This is a genomic window from Alteromonas sp. ABV4_515 (assembly GCF_056160345.1).
This window is the reverse complement of sequence record NZ_JBSWWZ010000002.1, coordinates 560,117-578,797: the sequence shown is the minus strand read 5'-3', so window position 1 is coordinate 578,797 and position 18,681 is coordinate 560,117. Positions and strand designations below refer to the sequence as shown.

The window sequence follows — 18,681 nt, the reverse complement described above, 5'->3', positions numbered from 1 at the left end:
ATCGATGTACAAAAAAGCCACATTTTGTGGCTTTTTTATTGGCTTAAAAACGCTATCACTGTCGCAAACCGTAAGGCTCAGGTATAGCCCATCACACGCAATCTGCGTGACAAATAACCGGTCGAAAAGCGGTAAATCCATCTAATTCAAAGGCGTATAAAGAAATTCTAATTTTTGCCATAAATATCCGAATCTGTCCTATAGTATCAAGAGGGATATGTATTCACGCTGTGCCAGTTTGCAGCCTTAGTGTAAGGTTGCGGTACTAGAAGTAGGAAGTAAAAATCCTTTATGGCTAATCAATCGATATTTGACACAATCAACAAAAAGTTCCGCCGGACGCGTTTCGGAAAACTCGTGTCTGGCTATCAACAATTGCGTGAGGCGAATTACATATCGTCACACTTCAGTACTTACCTCGAACCCGTGCTTGCCGTTGACGACGCGCTACGTGAGTCCGTATACAAAATACGGCATAACGTGTATTGCGATGAATTAGCTTTCGAACCCGTTAAAGAATCAGGTCTCGAAACGGACGAATTTGATGCTTATTCCCGCCATTGTTTAATTAGACATATTGGTTCAAATGAAATGGCTGGTACGGTAAGAGCAGTACGCCCGTTGGAAGCGCATCAGCAATTGCCGATTGAAAAATACTGCCTGTCATCCATTACCCGGGAAGATCTGAGTCCGGTACGATTTAAACGCCACGAAATTTGCGAGATATCGCGATTGGCTGTCCCCAAGTATTTCCGCCGACGTCGTTCAGACGACTTTGACGGTTCTGCAGTGGGTGCTATCAACCCGGTCACCTACTCAGAGACCGAATTACGGTGCTTCCCCTTCATTGCTGTTGGTCTTTATTTTGCCGCTGCCGCTTCAGCACTGGAGTTTGGCGTAAAGCATGCGTATGTCATGATGGAACCCCGTCTAGCGAGAAGTATGGGTTATGTGGGAATAAAGTTTCAGCAAATTGGGCCGGTAGTGAATTACCATGGAAAGCGAGCGCCATACTACATTAACCGACCGTTGCTTGAGGGAAGTTTGAAACCTGGCTTTGCCGCGATGCTCGAAGAGATCAGACTTAACCTGCGGCATCAAATTCCCAATATGCCGGAGGAAAAAGAAGACTATTTGCGGCAGTTCATCAAAGACTGAGTGCCGCAAAAAAATTATCTTCGTTAAACCTTATAGAAATCGCGATACCAGTCAACAAACTGGCCAATCCCCGTAGCGATATCCGTTTTTGGACGGTATCCAGTATCTTTTACTAAGGCTTCAACGTCTGCAAAGGTATCTGGCACATCACCTTTCTGCATCGGTAACATTTCTTTTTCTGCTTTCTTGCCCAGCGCGTTTTCCAGGGTTTCAATGTAAGTTAGCAAATGCACCGGCGTTTGCGCCCCGATATTATAGACCTTCCAAGGTGCTTTACTTGACCCAGGATTAGGCTCCTCGCCTGACCAGTTATCATCGCTTTTAGCATTATTGTCCAGAGTGGCAATCACGCCCGCGACAATGTCATCAATGTAAGTAAAATCACGACGGTGGTTACCGTAATTGAACACTTTGATCGGCTTGTCTTCTAAAATGGCTTTAGTAAACAAGAACAACGCCATATCAGGGCGCCCCCATGGGCCATATACGGTGAAGAATCGCAGTCCGGTCGTTGGCAAACCATATAAATGGCTGTAAGTATGCGCCATTAGCTCATTCGCTTTTTTACTCGCCGCATAAAGTGATACTGGGTGGTCGACATTGTCTTCTACTGCGAAGGGCATACTTTCGTTAGCGCCATACACCGAACTGGATGACGCATACACTAAGTGTTTCACTTCGTTGTGACGGCATCCCTCAAGAATGTTCATGAAACCCACAATGTTCGCGTCGATATAAGCGTGAGGATTTTCCAATGAATAACGCACCCCGGCTTGCGCCGCAAGATGCACCACTTTGTCAAACTTTTGCTCTGCAAATAGCGCTTCCATGGCCGGACGATCTTCGACGCCCATCTTTATGAAAGTAAATTTTTCTGCACCAGGCAAAGAAGTAATACGTTGCAGGCGTGCCTCTTTCAACGACACATCGTAATAATCATTTAGATTATCAATGCCGACAACCTCATCCCCACGTTCAATCAGAAAAGCTGAAACATACGAACCGATGAAGCCGGCCGCCCCTGTCACTAACACTTTCATATCGTGCTCCCTAGATAAATGCTACGTGTTGAGCAAGATACTCAATCAATTTTTAAATAATACTGGAAAACCAGGCTGTAAGATCGAAAGCAAAATCAACGCCGATTTTAAACCTGATTTTTTACAACGAAATGCCATGCTTTCTCGCTAGCGCATAAACATGCTCTACAGGAATAGCGTAAGTGATACCGCTGGGTGCAGTGATTGCTGATTCTTTGGATTCTTTGATAAACACTTTGTTGATAACGGCAAATACTTCCCCGGTTTCCGCATTATAAACTGGGCTGCCGCTATTGCCAGGATAAGCTGTAATATCAAGCTGATACACCATAAACGGATTGCGCAAACTGGCCAGATAAGCCTCAGATAACTGGGTGCTATTTGCGGCAGAAATGACATTGGGTGAGTAAGCCGCGACGATACCTCGGTGCGTAGCAGGGTACAAGCCAAGAACAGCACCAATGGGAAATCCGGTCATCGCCACGTCTTCTCCATCATCCAAGGTTTCTGTCTCTGATAGCAGACGCACTGCTGGCAATGGCTTCGTCAGTTCTAGAATAGATAAATCGTGTTCCTCATCTGTGAACACCTGTTTAACCTTCGCAATACCTGTTTGCCTGCCTTTGGGCACAAATACCACTTCATTGAACTTTATATTTTCTTCCTGAGGCACCGCTAAAATGACATGAGAATTGGTCACTACATAGCGGCCATCTCCTACCACAAATCCCGTCCCTTTCAGTTGGTGACTTATTGTGGCCATGGGCGCATAGAAGCCAACTCCAACCACGGACGGCTTAATTTTTTTTACCACATCTTTAAGTGGTTCGGCGGTAACGCTGTTTATTCCAACAATCAGCAATAATAAAATTCGAAAGTACTTCACCTCGGCATCCCTATTTCGTCATTCCAGCGAATTTTAACTTGGTAACATTTTATATGTCATGATATTAACTTACCCTATAAAGGTTAAGCTAAACTGAAGCATTCAGAATAACTGAGTAACGTATGGATTTTAACTATGATGTAGCGTTTTCCCGTAACATTGGTTGGGTAACGCATGAAGAACAAGCCTCGTTGCGCAATAAGCGGGTTGCAATAGCCGGTTGCGGCGGTGTGGGCGGACTACACAGCATTACCCTTGCTAGACTGGGTGTCGGAAATCTTAACATATCCGATTTTGACCAGTTCGATATCCACAATATTAACCGCCAATCAGGCGCCTTTGTATCGACAAAAGATCAGGATAAAATCAGTGTGATGACCACCATGCTGAAGGATATCAATCCTGAGCTTGGCATTAACGAGTACCCCCAAGGCATTGATGAATCCAATGTCGACGACTTCCTTGACGGTGTAGACCTTTATATAGACAGTCTCGACTTTTTTGCACTGGCAGCCAGAAAACTGGTTTTCCGACGTTGCTATGAAAAGAACATCCCTGTAGTTACTGCTGCGCCACTAGGCATGGGCGCCGCCCTGCTCTGTTTTATGCCCGGTCAAATGACTTACGAAGAGTACTTCCGGTTTGAAGATAAAAAAACCGAAGAAGGCCAATTAATCCAGTTTCTTATTGGTTTGTCCCCTGCCATGCTTCAACGAGACTACCTGGTAGACGCAACCGCAGTTGATTTTCATGCGCGTAAAGGCCCGTCCACCGCCATGGCCGTTAGCCTGTGTGCGGGTATCGCAGAAACAACAGCACTGAAGATATTGTTAGACCGCGGAAAGGTACTTTCTGCTCCCCATGGCTTACATTTTGATGCCTATAAGAATAAACTAAGTAGAACTTGGTGCCCGTTTGGTAACCGCGGCATTATCCAGCGACTAAAGTTTAAGATTGCAGAGCGCGTCGTCACCGAGAAATAGCGAAAAATACTGTCAGGGATTTTTACAACGCGCTTTTCCGCACTTCACTCAAAAACACAAAACCCTTTAAAAACAACAACTAAAAAAGTTGGCATCATAACTGCTACCATCTTAGCGAGGCTGATAGCCGAACGAATTTAATATGGAGATGGTCATGAAATTTAATAAAATTGTAAAATCTTTAGCTCTTACAGCTGGTCTGGTAGCTGGTTTTTCTGCTAACGCTCAAATGAACCCTGAGTACCTGGACTTCTCTATCGATGAGACAGACTACAACGGTACAGTTAAAACTGGTGATAAATTCAACGGTGGTTACGTTGAAGAACTGATTTTTGACGGTCAAGGCGGTTTCACTACCGGCGCAATGGCTTACCTGACTGCACTGTTCCAAAACAACGGTACAATGCCAGTTTTCGGTACTGAACTTGCTGATTCTTACAGCCTGTACGCAGTTCTGACTGCATCTGGTACTACTTCTACCAATGCAACTGACTTTACTGCGACGCAAGCACAGTTCAGCCTGTACATCGACGTTAACCTGGATACTGGTGTAGACAGCCTGATCGACGGTACTACTACCAACAACAGCGACGACATCCTGTTGGGTTCTGCGTCTGCAGTAACTAATGCTTACGGTCAGTATGATAACGGTACTGGTAACTTTAACTTTGACTTCACTGACTTCGTACTGACTGCTGATGGTGAAGACTACTTCGTAGACCCAATTCCGTTCTACTCACTGCTGAACGTTAACGGTGACTTCGATACGCTGGCTAACCTGCCTTCAGTAACTGGTGACTTGTCTGCTGGTTTCGTTGCAGCTCCTGTAAGCGTTCCAGAGCCATCAACTGTTGCAGTACTTGCTCTGGGCCTGGTTGGTTTGGGTATGAGTGCACGTCGTAAGAACAAATAAGCGTTTTTACGCTTAAGGAAAAAAGGCGACCTTGTGTCGCCTTTTTTTACATCTACTCTCTCGCCTTCAATGAGCCATTCCCTTCATACTTTCCCTCAAGGTTTCATACTTTCCTTTTGATAGGAGAACGATTAAAGTAACCACTCATTTTAAAAAGGACACGCTGTATATATGGGTATAAAAAGAATAACGAAAGCGCTCACTTTTGTTGCTTCAACGATGTGGGTTGCCGCTTGCTCTCAGATGACCACAGATGAACTTTTAAATGAAGCGCAGACAGCGCTCAGCGAAGATGATTACAAGCAAGCAATCATTCATTTAAAAGCAGCCGTCCAGCAATCTCCACAAGACATTAGACCAAGAATTGAACTTGCCCGAATCTATTTTGATGTAGGCGATATGGTCAGTTCTATCACCACGTTTGACAAAGTGTTAACCCAGCGCGGTGATATCAACGACTTTGCTGAAGAATACTTTCTCGCATTGTACTCTATGGCAGACCTCGACGTTTTCGAAGTCACCTTTGAAGAATTCAAAAGCAGCCTGAACGATGAGAACACCGTCAAGGTTGAGACCATTGCTGCCGTTATTTCAGGCCGTTCAAAATCCATTGATTCCACCAATGAACATCTACAAGCCGCGAAAGCTGCCGTCGCTAAAATCAATGCGCCGTCACAAAGTGAACGCATCAACGACGTGGAATTTATCATCAATCAGTTTTTAATTAACGAGAACGTAGACAACATTCAGGCCACAGATGCCTTGGTACAGAAGTACCCGGAGGATTGGTTAATTCGTTCTTTAATAGCAGAGATCCTTCAGGCAGCGGGAGATTTTAATGCTGCCGCTGATAACTACATAGCGCTGTTAAAACTGAAACCCTATTTCGCGCAACTCAACCTTAAGATTGGTGAAGCACTGTTAAAAGCGAAAGCGTTCCCTGAGGCCGAGAAGTACATTGATAATGTGCTCCAAATTGTGCCGACACACCCGTTGGCCAATCAACTTAAATCCATTGCAGCATTATCCCGACAAGATTTTAAGAGTGCGGCAAGATATATCGACACCGTCATAGCGCAAAATTTCATTTCAACCACGACAATCTATGTGGCGGGTATTTCCCATTTCCAGATTGGGAACTACGAACAGGCGCTTTCTTATTTAGAGAAACTGGTTGATAAATTTCCACCGAATCACCCTGGCCTGCAGATGTACATCGCCGCCAAACTCTCTGCTGGCGATTACATGGATGCTTACACCTTATATGAAAGACAACCGTCGCTGATTGCCAGTAATACCCGTTTGGCAGCAAAAGCCGCTTCCGCGCTTTTGTTAACCGGTGAAAATGCACAAGCCGCTAAAATTCTAAAGAATATCAAAGCTGACGATTTTGAAACCCCTGAACAACGTCAGCAACTTGGTATCATGAAACTGGGTGTGGGTGACACCGACGGTTCAGAGCTGCTTAAATCAGCCTCTGAAGAAATTGTTGCGGGTGCAGCTAGCGGCAATAGTTTTCAATCTAAGTTGATGCTTGTAGCAATGAAAGCATCGGAAGGTGACATCGATAATACCCGTGCGATCATCCAGGACTGGATAGAAGCCGAGCCAGACAATATTGAAAATTTACTTATTTTAGTCAAATTTGAAAAATTAATTGGTAACCGCGCAGCATTGGCATCTATTTATAGCAAAATCCAAGCAATCTCTCCGTCAAACCTCGAGGCAACAAAGTTTTTTGCAGACCGTGCGATGGCCGAGGGTAATGTAGAAGAAGCGCTAGACGGTTATAAAAAGGTGTTAACGGATTCGCCTAACGACCATGCAGCACTCTATGGTGCATACACAGCATCGGGTGCTGTATCTGGCACGAAAAGTGGCTACAGAAGTCTGGATTCGTTGCTTGATGGAAATGCATCAACCACCGCATTTACAAAACTGTACGCGGCTTACCTGCAGCAAGATTATAAAGAAGTGGTTAATCAGGCCCGCTCGTCTGTATTTAACTATCAGACACAGCCTCAAGTTGATTATTTATTAGCGAAATCGCTTATGGCGCTTAAGCAGCCGCTAGCAGCATTAGATACCTTACGAAATGCCATAAAGTCTAATTTTGTCACTATTCCGGTTTACGAAGCGTTTTTCGAAGCAACCATGATGGCAGATGGCGACCGCGCGGCGATTCGCGCCATGAACAATGCGCCTGAGAAAATAAAAACCGACCCTCAAATTCTGCTATTGCGCAGCCATATTTTGGTAAACCAAAAAGCTTACGGAGAGGCAAGGCAAGTACTGGCATCTTTACCTGCTTCTGTAGCCAATTCGCCAACAGCACAAGAGATAGCCGGGCGAATCAGCTCAGCTGAACAGAATTACGACGAGGCTATTCCTGCGCTCACGGCAGCGTTTAAGAATATGCGTACAACCAAATCAGCCCAACTGTTATATAAAGCACTGGTTGAAACCGGCGAACCGGAAAAGGGTTTGGCCGTGTTAGAAGAACTTGCCAATGAAACCCGTGGCTACGATGACGCAGATTTACTTTACGTGAGTGAGCTTTCCCATTTCCATCCTAAGAAGGCTATCGCGTTTTATGAAGGTCTGCTTGGCGAACAAACGAGAAACTGGAAAGCAATGAATAATATCGCGCTGCTATTGTTGCAAGACAAACAGCCAGATAAAGCTTACAAGTGGATTTCTCAAGCGCTGAATATCCGTCCTGGCAATCAAACATTGTCAAATACAAAAAGTCTGATTGAAGACGAACTGAAAAGTTAGATTTAACGTAAACAGCCGCGGGCACAACCTTGTGCTCGCAGTAAGCGAAAATATGGAAGTACAAGTTAGTGTTAAACATTTTCAAGAGCGACCTCAAATATAAACAAGCTATCTTTGCCGATGATGGTGCTCACCTCTCACTACTCAGACTTTTATTGACTGACGGAACAAGTGCAACATTTTTGTTCCGTTTATCTCACCTGTGCAGTCGAGGATTACTCAGCCCTCTCGGACTCTTTTTTCAAATTTTGAATAAATGGTTCAACGGTTGCGTTATTGGTGTGAAAGCTCAGTTCGGTAAAGGTTTGGTGATCATGCATCCTGTGGGTGTGGTGATTAACAGCAAGGTCGTAACCGGTGAGCGTGTGGTTATTGAAAGCGGCGTGGTTATTGGTGATGAAAAAGGACTATCACCCACTATTGGTAACGATGTATTTATTGGCGCTGGGGCTAAAATAATCGGTGGGGTGACCATCGGCGATAACGTGAAAATTGGCGCCAATGCAGTGGTAGTAAAAGATATACCTTCTAACTGCACCGCATTAGGCATACCAGCGAAGCCTAAACAATGACGACTTTTCTTACAACCGTCTTCTGGCTAAGTGTTGGTGCAATCCTTTACACCTATGCTGTTTATCCGGTTCTGCTCATTCTATTAAGTAGCTTAAAACAGGCAATCAAAGACACGAAGTTCGTGCTAAGTAAACAGGGGCGTCGTAAACGCGAAAGCGAGCTGCCTGAAGTCACGGTGGTTATTGCTGCCTATAACGAAGAAAAGTGTATAAAAGCGCGGGTTGAAAATTTACTCGCGCTGAATTACCCCGCTGAAAAGTTGAGTATTCTTATTGGGTCTGACGGGAGCACAGATAATACCAATGCGCTATTAAGCGAATTTACTGACTCGCGTTTTGAAGCCGTTTTATTTGAACAAAATCGCGGCAAGATTAACGTACTTAACGATTTGCTGAACCAGGTAAAAACACCCATCACCGTTTTTTCCGATGCTAATACGTTTTTTCAGCCTGATGCAATTACCAAGTTGGTCGCTGATTTCCGTGAGCCCGAAATAGGTGGCGTATGCGGCGAACTCGAGCTTGTAGACGCATTTTCCGGTAACAACAAAGACAGCCTTTATTGGCAGTATGAGCAGGTGCTTAAATTCCATGAATCTCGCATCAACGCAATGCTCGGGGCAAACGGTGCCATTTATGCTATTCGTACTGAACTTTATGAACCCTTGCCAGAGAACACCATCATTGATGATTTCTGTGTATTTATGGGCGTAGCGAGGCAAGGTTACCGGTTAACGTATAACCCGGAAGCCAGGGCCATTGAAGAAATTGCCCCTAACCTTAGCGAAGAAGCAAGCCGCAGAGTGAGAATTGGTGCCGGCAATTACCAAGCGATGAGTCGTCTTGGCTGGGTACTTAGCCCAACGGCAGGTGCCCGTTGCTTTGCCTACATTAGCCACAAAATTGTGCGCTGGTTTGTGCCTCATTTCATGCTTTTAGCATTAGTAACCAATATTATGCTTGCTTTTGGCAACCCGATTTACAGTGTTTTGATGTGCGGTCATGCCCTCTTCTATCTGGCGTATTTTTATGGTTTAAATATGTCTGAAAACAAAAAGGGAAAACTCGCTGCCATCATTAAACTTGTCACATTTTTTGTCTCTATGAACGTTTCCCTCGGACAGGGATTCATTCGCTTTTTAACATCAAAGCAGTCTGCAACCTGGAAAAGAACGGCCCGCTAATGACTTTTTATATTCTTCTTACCTTCGTGTTTCTTTTACTGCTGGCTGTGTCCTTTGCAGTCGTGCTTATTTATAAAAAAGATATGCATCCTTGGATCCTCGGGTATTGGAGAAAAGCTTTTTTTTCCAGTAAACCTCAAACATCCGGCACTACGCATGTCATGTTTTGCTTTGTCGATCACTACGAACCTCAGTGGTTAAATAAAGACAATATTGAGCTTGAGAGAGAGCGTGTTGATCGTTGGTTTAATGACTACCCCAAAATGGCGGAAAAATTCACTGATGCCGACGGCTGTCACCCTAAACATTCGTTTTTCTTCCCTGAAGAAGAATACCGCGAAGAACACTTGAACAAGCTGTCAGATTTGTGTGCCAGAGGATTTGGTGAAATAGAGATACACCTTCACCACGAAAACGACACCAGTGATAATCTGCGTATGGTCTTGAGCAATTTTGCACAGACACTGCATGAAAAACACGGTGCCCTGGCGACAGACCCCGTAACAGGAAAGCCTGTTTATGCATTTATTCATGGTAACTGGGCCCTTGACAATTCTCATCCTAAAGGCCATTGGTGTGGCGTGAATGACGAGCTCATTGTGTTGAAAGAAACTGGCTGTTATGTCGATATGACATTCCCCTCACCAGATTCAACACAGCCGTCACTGACTAACTGTTTTTATTACGCCAAAGACGATCCAAATAAGCCTAAGTCCTATAATACGGGCAAGCTTATGCATAAAAACGGCAGTGCAAGCGGTGACATGCTCATCATGCAAGGCCCTATGGGCTTCAACCGTGAAGCCTTCAAATTTGGTATCCTGCCGAAGATAGAACGCGCGGATATTCGCGATAACATGCGTCCTTCACCGGCACGTATTGATAACTGGGTAGATAAACACATTCACGTTGAGGGGCAGCCAAACTGGATTTTCATTAAAATTCATACCCACGGCGCTCAAGATGTCGATATGCCTGCACTACTCGGCGAGCCTATCGAAGCCATGCACCGTCATTTAAATGAAAAGTACAATGATGGTGAGCAATATAAATTACATTACGTAAGTGCAAGGGAAATGTACAACATCGCCAAAGCAGCCGAAGCTGGTGAACAAGGCGATCCGAACGATTACCGCGATTTTATTTTGAAAAAGCCAGCATTTAAAAGGATGTAGTGTGCTAGCCAAAAGGATACAGTCAAAAGTTGAGTCATTATTGGGCGTTTCCGATTTTCGTTGGAAACACTTGCCCAATGGTGTTTATGTACTCAACCTGCACCGGATAGGTGATGTTGCCAGCAGTAAACTGGATCCGAATGTTTATTCCTGCTCTGCAGAAAAACTTCAACAACATCTCACTTACCTCAAACAGTACTTTGATATTATTAGTCTGAGTGAGCTTATTGAGTTAGTCAGCAACAAATCGCGGGCTAATGGAAAGTATCTCGTTGTGACTTTTGACGATGGTTACCGGGACAATTTTGAATTGGCCTACCCGATCCTCAAGTCATTGAAAATCCCAGCTGTGTTCTTTATTGCTACGGGCCTTATTGAAAATGCAGAGCTTCCCTGGTGGGACAAGGTCGCTTATTTAATTCAGCGTTCTCATATTAAAAAGATAAAACTCCCTTACTGGAAAGAAACTGTAGAATTAACCGGTAACCGACAAATTTTTGTACGCTTGATACTCAATCAAATTAAGCAGTCTAAATCACCAATTTGCCAACAAATCACTGACATTGAGAACTTTGTAGGCAAGCCCAATGCTTACCCAAATTCAGAGTTTATGACCTGGGAGCACATTCGCGAACTGAGTGCGAATGGTATGGATATTGGCGCACATTCGCATAGCCACGACATTCTCGCCAAACTGGATGATGAACAGATGCTTTTCGAGCTCAGTCATTCGAAGTCGATTTTGGAAGAGAAGCTTGGTAAGAAAGTGCGCGCTTTTAGTTATCCGGTTGGAAGTAAAAACACCTACAATGACAGTGTCATTGAAGCACTGATAAATAATGGCTACGAAATTGCCTTTAATTTTCATCCTGGCGTAAATGTGAATTTGACGAAGAATCGATATGACCTCTGTCGGTTCCCCATCGAATACATGATGGATGACACAGCCCTTAAGAAAATGCTCACCTACGCCAAACGGATATAGAATGAAGACTCAAAAAATACTGCACTGTGTGAGCAGCTTCCAGGTTGGAGGTGCAGAAAAGTGTGCTGTAAACCTCCTGACTTATCAACATGAGCAAGGTTATAAAGTGGCAGCTCTGAGCTATGGGCATGTAAATGATCCTTTTCAAGCTATTGTAGAAAAGCGAGGGATCAGAGTGATTAACAATACGCAAAGTGTGCTTAAACGCCTGGCAACAGCCAAGCGCCTCATCCGCGACTTCGACATCATTCATATCCATTCTCCTGCAGTAATTCGAGCACTCATGCCCATTTTCCCATTTTTGCTGGATAAAAAGGTCATCTATACCCATCACGGTGAAGATTCTCCTTCTCAAAGAGGCATGCGTTTAAGTCACTGGATAGCCGCACTTTATATCGATCAGGACTTTGCAGTATCAGAAAAAGTGAAAACCAGTGTGAAAGTACGCTATAACTGGTCCCCTGAAAATACTGTAGTGATTCAAAATGGCGTAATAGCTAATTCAGCCTTACCACAACCGCCATCTCGCCCCTTCCGCTTTGGGTGTGTTGCCAGAATGGTACCACTTAAACAGATTGATAAAGTTGTTCATGCCTTTGCTGAACTAAATGGTGAATATGCATGTGAATTGCATCTTTTTGGTGATGGACCAGAAAGAGAAAATGTTGAGCGGGCGATTGCGCAGCACCAGTTACATGATCAGGTATTTACACACGGTAATGTGTTGGATGAAGACGACATTTACAAGCACCTTGACTGCTTGGTTATAAATTCAACCACGGAAGGTCTGCCAATGGCGCTCATTGAAGCCCTTGCCAGAGGAATACCGGCCATATCTACCCGAGTGGGTGAAATACCCAACCTCGCTCAACAACAGCACTTTTGTCTGTTTGTCGATGATACCCAGACATCGCTTACTGCAGCGATGAATGAAATGGCGACCAATGAAATTCAATGGCAAGAACTCTCAGCCAGTGGTTTGGCGCTAGTGAAATCTTCTTTTGACATTAGTCAGGTCTCTGACATTTATCTAAAAGCCGTCAATGCATTATGAAGCGCAGTGCAATTACCTATTTTACCAACTTGTATCCTTCACCCTGGGAACCAACCAGAGCGGCATACAACTATCAAATAGTAGAGGCTTTACGCGATTTTGCAGACGTCGATGTGCTGGTACCGGTTCCAGCACATATTTATTTTAAGCAACTTTTAAAAGGCAACCTAAAGCAAAGCCGTGCCTGCTTTTTCCCGTTTCTTTTTTTGCCTGGTTTTGGGCGTCGTACCTATTCACTGACCTTGCTGGTTTCAATGCTTTGTTGCATTTTTCCTTTCATCAAACTTGCCCGTTCAGAGAAAATTGTTGCCAGTTGGGCGTTTCCAGAAGGTGTAGTCGCCACTTGGTTTAAGCGTATTTTTGGAAACCGCGTTGTGATTCATTGCGTTGGCACTGATATCAACCTCCATTTCCAACAAAACGGTAGACAGTCGCAAATGCTCAATGCTTTTCAAAGCGCAGATGCAGTCATCACCGTAAGCAAAGACTTGGCTAATAAAATCTCTCAGAAAGCCACCTCTCCCCTTCCGCTCTCGACGGTGTACAACGGCGTGAGCTTTGATGCTTTTTCAGCAGACCCCGTTGCACAGCACACACCGCGTTTGTTGTTTATAGGTAATTGGCTGCGAACCAAAGGAGTATTTGAACTGATAGACGCCATGGCGCTGCTGCAAGAGAACGGCATTCAGGTGACCTTAGATATCGTCGGTAAAGGCCCTGAAGAACAAGCCATGGCAGAACGGATCGCCCAGTTAAACCTTGGTGATCGAATAACGCTTCGCGGCCCTGTTATGCATAAAGATATTCCTGGCGTACTAAAGAATGCGACGGCACTCATATTGCCTAGTTATCGCGAGGGCGTGCCCAATGTGATTATGGAAGCGCTAGCTGCCGGCATCCCACCGATAGCAACGGCCGTGGGTGGCATCCCGGAAATCATTACTGATGGTGTTAACGGAATATTAATCCACGAGCTAACGGCTCTATCCGTTGCCAATAGTGTTGAAGCTGCATTGAATAACGCCTGGGACCCAGACGCATTAAGACACTCTGTGGCAACCTATACATGGGAAAACTGTGCGAGAGGCTTTTTAAAGGCGTTTGGCGATGAGTAGCGACGTTGAATTGAGTTTAGTTTCAATTGAGACTAGTTAACGTTACGGCTAGTTGAGTGTCACGAAAGTCGTCTCATGACTTTGCAGGCTGTTACGCGCAGCCTATCAATCCATTGCTGTGCCTGATTATGATAAGCGTTAATCGCAACTAATGGCTCGCTATTTTCAGTGAGTCGTTGTTTATAGCTATCATTGATAGACGCTCCCAAAAAATCATACTCTTTAAAACCTCGCCATGCTGCCTCCTGGGCCACCAGAAAATGAATAACCGTTCCTGGTGAAACATTCGGCGTAAAGCCATCATCAATGCCACTTTGATAAAAATACACTGAATCTGCCGATGTCATGCCGTAAAAAGCCGCAACGGGCTGACCGTTGACTTCTAACGTTGCTAATATGAGTTCATCACTATCGAAAAGGGATTTCGCCAGGGCCTGATGAAATTGTAAAAAGTCGCGGTTATCGAATATGGTTGGTGTGTTTGCTTTGCCCCAGCGCTTTTTATGCAAGCTGACGAGCTCATCGAAATACTGCGGCAAATCCTGTTTGTCTTCACAAATACGTAATTGCCCGCCAAGACGGTGAACTAGGTTAAGGTAGCGTTTTGATTTCTTGTTAAGTTTTGATTTAGCCAAGCCATCATTTATCAATGGAATATAAAATCGTGATTGAACCTGTACAGAGTGCATCAGTGAAGCGCTATAAAGCTGCTTACATAGCCGTAATAACAGCGAGTCAGATCGTAGGTTGGCAAGCACTAGGCCTTTGCCAGAAGCTAACAGCGCCGCTTTCAGCGCCTTTAAAACGTCTTCCTGATTAGCATTGTGCATTAGAATATCGTGGTATTCCGTACACACTTCACTTTCTTCCGATTCTCCAGTACCAATAAAACGAAGTTGAAACCATTCATGCTTTCGCTGATAAAGAGGTAACACGGCAACCAATTCGTCACCGCGGAAAACTGTAAATATTTTCAGCTGACGAATGTACTTTTTATATTGACGAAGCCAGCATAAATGCCATTCGGGATGTAGAAAAATTTGGCGATTCCCAGCGGCCTTATACAACTGACGCCACAAGGGCGCCAACCCTATTAATTCGTCAGCCGAATCGATAACGCGGACACGCATAGTGCACTCAGAACTGTTGGAAGCTGAAAGCTTGAGATACTGCCGGCCACTGTTGAATTACTGCATCACAGTTATTGGGACATTGCGCGTGTGCCCATAGTAAGCCCGCTCGCCGTTCCCCTTTTAGCGCAGCTGAAACCCTGGCTTTTTTCATTGCCGTTTCACTGGCAACCTGCTCTGTGGGGGTTATGTAGCTATAAGCGATAAAATGCTGTTCGCGGCCATTTCGAAATATGCGGATAGTCCAAGAGCCATTCTCTAACCAACGCAGCTCCTGCCACGACTCCGGCGCTAGGCGGACTTGATATTGCGTTGGCTTACCGTCAGGATCTTCACCATTGTAGAGGGCTGAAAGCGTATGATATGCAATGCCACCGGCACGTTGTTGTGTTGTGCATATTGTTGGGCCATAAGGAAGATACGGCGCGTATTCACTCTCCAATTGATATTGGTTGCAGTTTTCTTTGTCAATTGGCGGCGTTAGGACATTCAGTTGCAGTACTGAAGAAGAGAGGACAATTAAGCAGCACGCAATAATAACATTGGGCATATGTTGACGGTATGTTTTCAGTGCCGCAGCCTCTTCTTGCTTTTGCAACACATCAGCGGGTTCTTGTTTAATCAATTTCTCGCCGTACCAAAAGAGCAATATGATGAAAGGCGCGTAGATGTACCAGCCAAAATTATTGTGGTCATGCATCAGGTCGCTCTGCATTTCGGTAAAGTGGCCAATCAACACCAGCGCCACGATTCGAATCCAGTTTGTTATGAGTGCACCGATAATCGCCAACGCTATAAACTTAACCACAGAAACTCTGTTTCTAAGGTTAAGAAAAACAAACATTGAGCCAATGGCGAGAGAAACAATGAAGTAACGCAGACCACTGCACCCACCGGCTATAATAAAGGTGCCTTCCGGAATCATTACGGAAGTCCCTTCCACATAGGTGGGAATTCCGGTCAGATTCATTAAGTTCATCACCGCAAAAACAGACAAATGTTGTAGCACATATTGTAACGCACCCCACATTGGATACATGAACAATAAGAAGCCAATTGCGTAAGCCAGCCCTAACGTATAGTGGACAACGATCCAACACGCACTAGCCAACAGTAACAAAGAAAACGTCCAATATAGCAGCGACAACTGCGCAGTAAGTGCAAAGTAAAAGCCTACGGCACAAATTACAAAAGCAAACACTGCGGGCAAGTACACGGATTGTCGGGGCAGCAATTCCCCCCGGCGTGCAAGTACAATTAGCAGATAAATAAAAATGAAAGGAATAAGATAGGAATGGGAGTAGGTACCATCGTCGAAACCATGGCGCCATAAGGTAAGCATAACTGGCGCATTAACCAATGCCCAAAAAAGCGCTAACCCAACAAGCGTCAGCAATATATTTCTTGCTGGATGCTTAGCAAAAAAAGCCATCATACCCATCTCCTTATTCATACTTCTACCCTGATGTTATACAACGGCTTTTTAAGCAATAGCGATTGCGGAAAATTAGCGCCCTTTACCAAATAAAACGATTTCTACCGTGCGAATTAGAATGAGAATATCCAGCAGTAGACTCTGATGTTTGACGTAATAGAGATCAAACTTCAGTTTTTCCATTGAATCTTCAACGCTCGCACCGTAGGGATAATTTAGCTGAGCCCAGCCAGCAAGGCCCGGCTTAACGTTGTGGCGCTGATTATAATACGGCACTTCACGTACCAGTTTCTCAACGAATTCAGGCCGTTCAGGACGAGGACCGATGAAAGCCATCTCACCTTTGAAAACATTAAACAGCTGCGGTAATTCATCAACCCGGTACTTACGGATGAAGTGACCAATACGGGTCACACGATCATCATTTTTACTAGCCCACTTTGCACCGTCTTTTTCAGCGTCAGGCCGCATACTTCTGAACTTAATGATCTTAAACAGCTTTCCGTTCAGACCTACACGCTCCTGTTTATAAAATACAGAGGCGCCAGTCCGTCGGCCGTCATCCAACCAAATAATGATGGCGGTGATCAGCATGAATGGCCAGGTGAAGAAAAACACAAACGAGGCAAGAAATGCATTAAGAAAGTAATCCATTGCATCACGCAGATAGTTCTGACTATGGAAACCATTAGAGTAAATAACCCAGCTTGGATACATGAGGTTGACAACGATTTGTCCTGTTTCACGTTCCATGAAGTCGAGTAAGTCTGTCACTTCAATACCGCGTAGTCTGCATTCGAATAGGACATCTATGGGTAACGTACCTCGACGCTGGTCACAGGCAATGACAATTTCTTCGATTTCATTGTCGGCAATAAACTGCTGAAAATTCTCATCGACTTTAACGTGAATGATTTTTTCATTTTTGATGCCGTCTTCCCGGTTGTCACCAGGTATGGGAATAAATCCCAATAGATCAAATCCGATACGGTCCACATCGCGGCGCATTCGCTTTTCTATAATAGATGCACGCTCACCGGCACCCAGCACGACAATGCGCACTTTACCTAGGCCAAGTAGGCCCAAGCGGTTGGTGAAGTAGCGGAATATCACCAGCGTGATAATAATGCTAGATACAGCCGCTGGCAGGAAATAAGAATGCATCGTCAGTTCGTCGAACAGCGCGCGACTGACCACTTCCACTAGAAAATAACTCAGACCCACACTCACGAAAATTCGACGAATAATACCGCGGAATGTTTCTCTGAGCTTAGCTTCGTAAAGCCCCACAGATAGTGAGCAAAGCAGGATACTAACAGTGAGCATGCCTACATTTACCACTAATTTCTCAATACTTACCGGTTCACTAATACCGATCTGAACCAAAATGAACTGCGTAATGTATCCCATGTACGCAACGAGCAGAGCTTCGGTTAGAACAAGAATGTTTGAACGCTTGCTTTGATTGTGCTTATTTATCGCCACCCTTGGCCCCCTGATACTGCAACATCTTTGTACATGATAAAGGTTATTATTGTAATAGACTACATAAGATGATGGCATTATAGTGGTATTTGCCGTAGGGTAAATTACATTAAGGCAAAAAAATTAATTAAACCGAGTGTAGGATGAACTCTCATGTATTGGTCTAAACAAGTTTTAAGTTTGACGGTTGTCGGCGCCATGACAGCCCTTTCTGGATGCACAAGCCACTCTACGTTGCCAACTGCAACAGCACACCCATCAAAGACAACAAATGTTAATGATTATCAATACCTTATCGGTCCTGGTGATTCGTTAACTATCTTTGTGTGGCGTAACCCTGAAATTTCTGGTCAGTTTATCGTTCGTCCGGACGGTAAAGTGACGACTTCATTAGTAGAAGACGTTGATGTTGCAGGAAAAACCCCTTCTACATTAGCCCGAGAGCTTGAAGAAAAGCTGTCTACTTTCATTAATAACCCTCGCGTTACGGTTAGCCTGAATAATTTTTCTGGTCCTCTCAGCGAACAGGTTCGTGTTATTGGTGAAGCCACTAACCCACGTGCTATTAGCTACACCGAAAACATGACATTACTGGATCTCATGATTGCAGTGGGTGGATTGACCGAGTTCGCTAACGGTAATGACGCCAAACTGGTTCGAGTCGTAAACGGCGAGCAAGCGACCTACGATGTGAATATTGATGATCTGATCCGTGACGGCGATATTTCTAAGAATATTGATATCCTGCCTGGCGATATCGTAATTATTCCAGAAGCCTGGTTCTAGAA

General features: G+C 44.6%; 16 protein-coding genes. 11 read left to right on the top strand and 5 right to left on the bottom strand.

The window, feature by feature from the left end:
• Positions 1-291 precede the first annotated feature (291 nt).
• Complete coding sequence (locus ACXAGX_RS06840; protein WP_474824389.1) at positions 292-1,158, top strand: PEP-CTERM/exosortase system-associated acyltransferase; 867 nt, start codon at positions 292-294, stop codon at positions 1,156-1,158.
• Between the two features lie 23 nt (positions 1,159-1,181).
• Here the strand turns inward: ACXAGX_RS06840 and ACXAGX_RS06835 are convergent, their stop codons facing one another.
• Positions 1,182-2,198, bottom strand: a complete 1,017-nt coding sequence (locus ACXAGX_RS06835; protein WP_474824387.1) for an NAD-dependent epimerase — start codon at positions 2,196-2,198, stop codon at positions 1,182-1,184.
• 121 nt (positions 2,199-2,319) lie between these two features.
• Positions 2,320-3,084: a S1 family peptidase gene (locus tag ACXAGX_RS06830; RefSeq protein ID WP_474837398.1), complete on the bottom strand. Its 765-nt coding sequence runs from the start codon at positions 3,082-3,084 to the stop codon at positions 2,320-2,322.
• A 122-nt stretch (positions 3,085-3,206) separates the two neighbouring features.
• Here ACXAGX_RS06830 and ACXAGX_RS06825 point away from each other — a divergent pair, with 122 nt between their 5' ends.
• The 9 genes from ACXAGX_RS06825 (at position 3,207) to ACXAGX_RS06785 (ending at position 13,843) form a co-directional block, all read left to right on the top strand.
• The gene (locus tag ACXAGX_RS06825; RefSeq protein ID WP_474824383.1) at positions 3,207-4,067 is read left to right on the top strand and encodes a ThiF family adenylyltransferase; all 861 of its coding nucleotides are present in this window, start codon (positions 3,207-3,209) and stop codon (positions 4,065-4,067) included.
• Between the two features lie 154 nt (positions 4,068-4,221).
• On the top strand, positions 4,222-4,980 hold the full coding sequence (gene pepA / locus ACXAGX_RS06820; protein ID WP_474837396.1) for a flocculation-associated PEP-CTERM protein PepA: 759 nt from the start codon (positions 4,222-4,224) through the stop codon (positions 4,978-4,980).
• Between the two features lie 171 nt (positions 4,981-5,151).
• On the top strand, positions 5,152-7,758 hold the full coding sequence (locus ACXAGX_RS06815; protein ID WP_474824379.1) for a tetratricopeptide repeat protein: 2,607 nt from the start codon (positions 5,152-5,154) through the stop codon (positions 7,756-7,758).
• 248 nt (positions 7,759-8,006) lie between these two features.
• On the top strand, positions 8,007-8,330 hold the full coding sequence (locus ACXAGX_RS06810) for a serine O-acetyltransferase (protein ID WP_474824377.1): 324 nt from the start codon (positions 8,007-8,009) through the stop codon (positions 8,328-8,330).
• Positions 8,327-9,514, top strand: a complete 1,188-nt coding sequence (locus ACXAGX_RS06805; RefSeq protein WP_474837394.1) for a glycosyltransferase family 2 protein — start codon at positions 8,327-8,329, stop codon at positions 9,512-9,514. Before ACXAGX_RS06810 ends, ACXAGX_RS06805 begins: the two co-directional genes overlap by 4 nt.
• Positions 9,514-10,689 (top strand): hypothetical protein, encoded by a 1,176-nt coding sequence (locus ACXAGX_RS06800; protein WP_474824373.1) that lies wholly within the window; start codon positions 9,514-9,516, stop codon positions 10,687-10,689. Before ACXAGX_RS06805 ends, ACXAGX_RS06800 begins: the two co-directional genes overlap by 1 nt.
• Position 10,690: 1 nt before the next feature.
• Positions 10,691-11,674 (top strand): polysaccharide deacetylase family protein, encoded by a 984-nt coding sequence (locus tag ACXAGX_RS06795; protein ID WP_474837392.1) that lies wholly within the window; start codon positions 10,691-10,693, stop codon positions 11,672-11,674.
• Between the two features lies 1 nt (position 11,675).
• Complete coding sequence (locus tag ACXAGX_RS06790; protein ID WP_474837390.1) at positions 11,676-12,728, top strand: glycosyltransferase family 4 protein; 1,053 nt, start codon at positions 11,676-11,678, stop codon at positions 12,726-12,728.
• On the top strand, positions 12,725-13,843 hold the full coding sequence (locus ACXAGX_RS06785; protein WP_474837388.1) for a glycosyltransferase: 1,119 nt from the start codon (positions 12,725-12,727) through the stop codon (positions 13,841-13,843). The genes ACXAGX_RS06790 and ACXAGX_RS06785 overlap by 4 nt, the downstream gene beginning before the upstream one ends.
• A gap of 59 nt (positions 13,844-13,902) precedes the next feature.
• Here the strand turns inward: ACXAGX_RS06785 and ACXAGX_RS06780 are convergent, their stop codons facing one another.
• The 3 genes from ACXAGX_RS06780 to ACXAGX_RS06770 form a co-directional block, all read right to left on the bottom strand.
• Positions 13,903-14,973 carry a GNAT family N-acetyltransferase gene (locus tag ACXAGX_RS06780; RefSeq protein ID WP_474824365.1) on the bottom strand — a complete coding sequence of 357 codons (1,071 nt, stop codon included), beginning with the start codon at positions 14,971-14,973 and terminating at the stop codon, positions 13,903-13,905.
• 7 nt (positions 14,974-14,980) lie between these two features.
• The gene (xrt, locus tag ACXAGX_RS06775; RefSeq protein ID WP_474837386.1) at positions 14,981-16,408 is read right to left on the bottom strand and encodes an exosortase; all 1,428 of its coding nucleotides are present in this window, start codon (positions 16,406-16,408) and stop codon (positions 14,981-14,983) included.
• Positions 16,409-16,480: 72 nt separating this feature from the next.
• Positions 16,481-17,893, bottom strand: coding sequence for a TIGR03013 family XrtA/PEP-CTERM system glycosyltransferase (locus tag ACXAGX_RS06770; RefSeq protein ID WP_474824361.1), 1,413 nt, complete (start codon positions 17,891-17,893; stop codon positions 16,481-16,483).
• Positions 17,894-18,091: 198 nt separating this feature from the next.
• Here ACXAGX_RS06770 and ACXAGX_RS06765 point away from each other — a divergent pair, with 198 nt between their 5' ends.
• Entirely contained in the window at positions 18,092-18,679 is a 588-nt protein-coding gene (locus tag ACXAGX_RS06765; protein ID WP_425388382.1) for an XrtA/PEP-CTERM system exopolysaccharide export protein, read from the top strand.
• Positions 18,680-18,681: the final 2 nt, after the last annotated feature.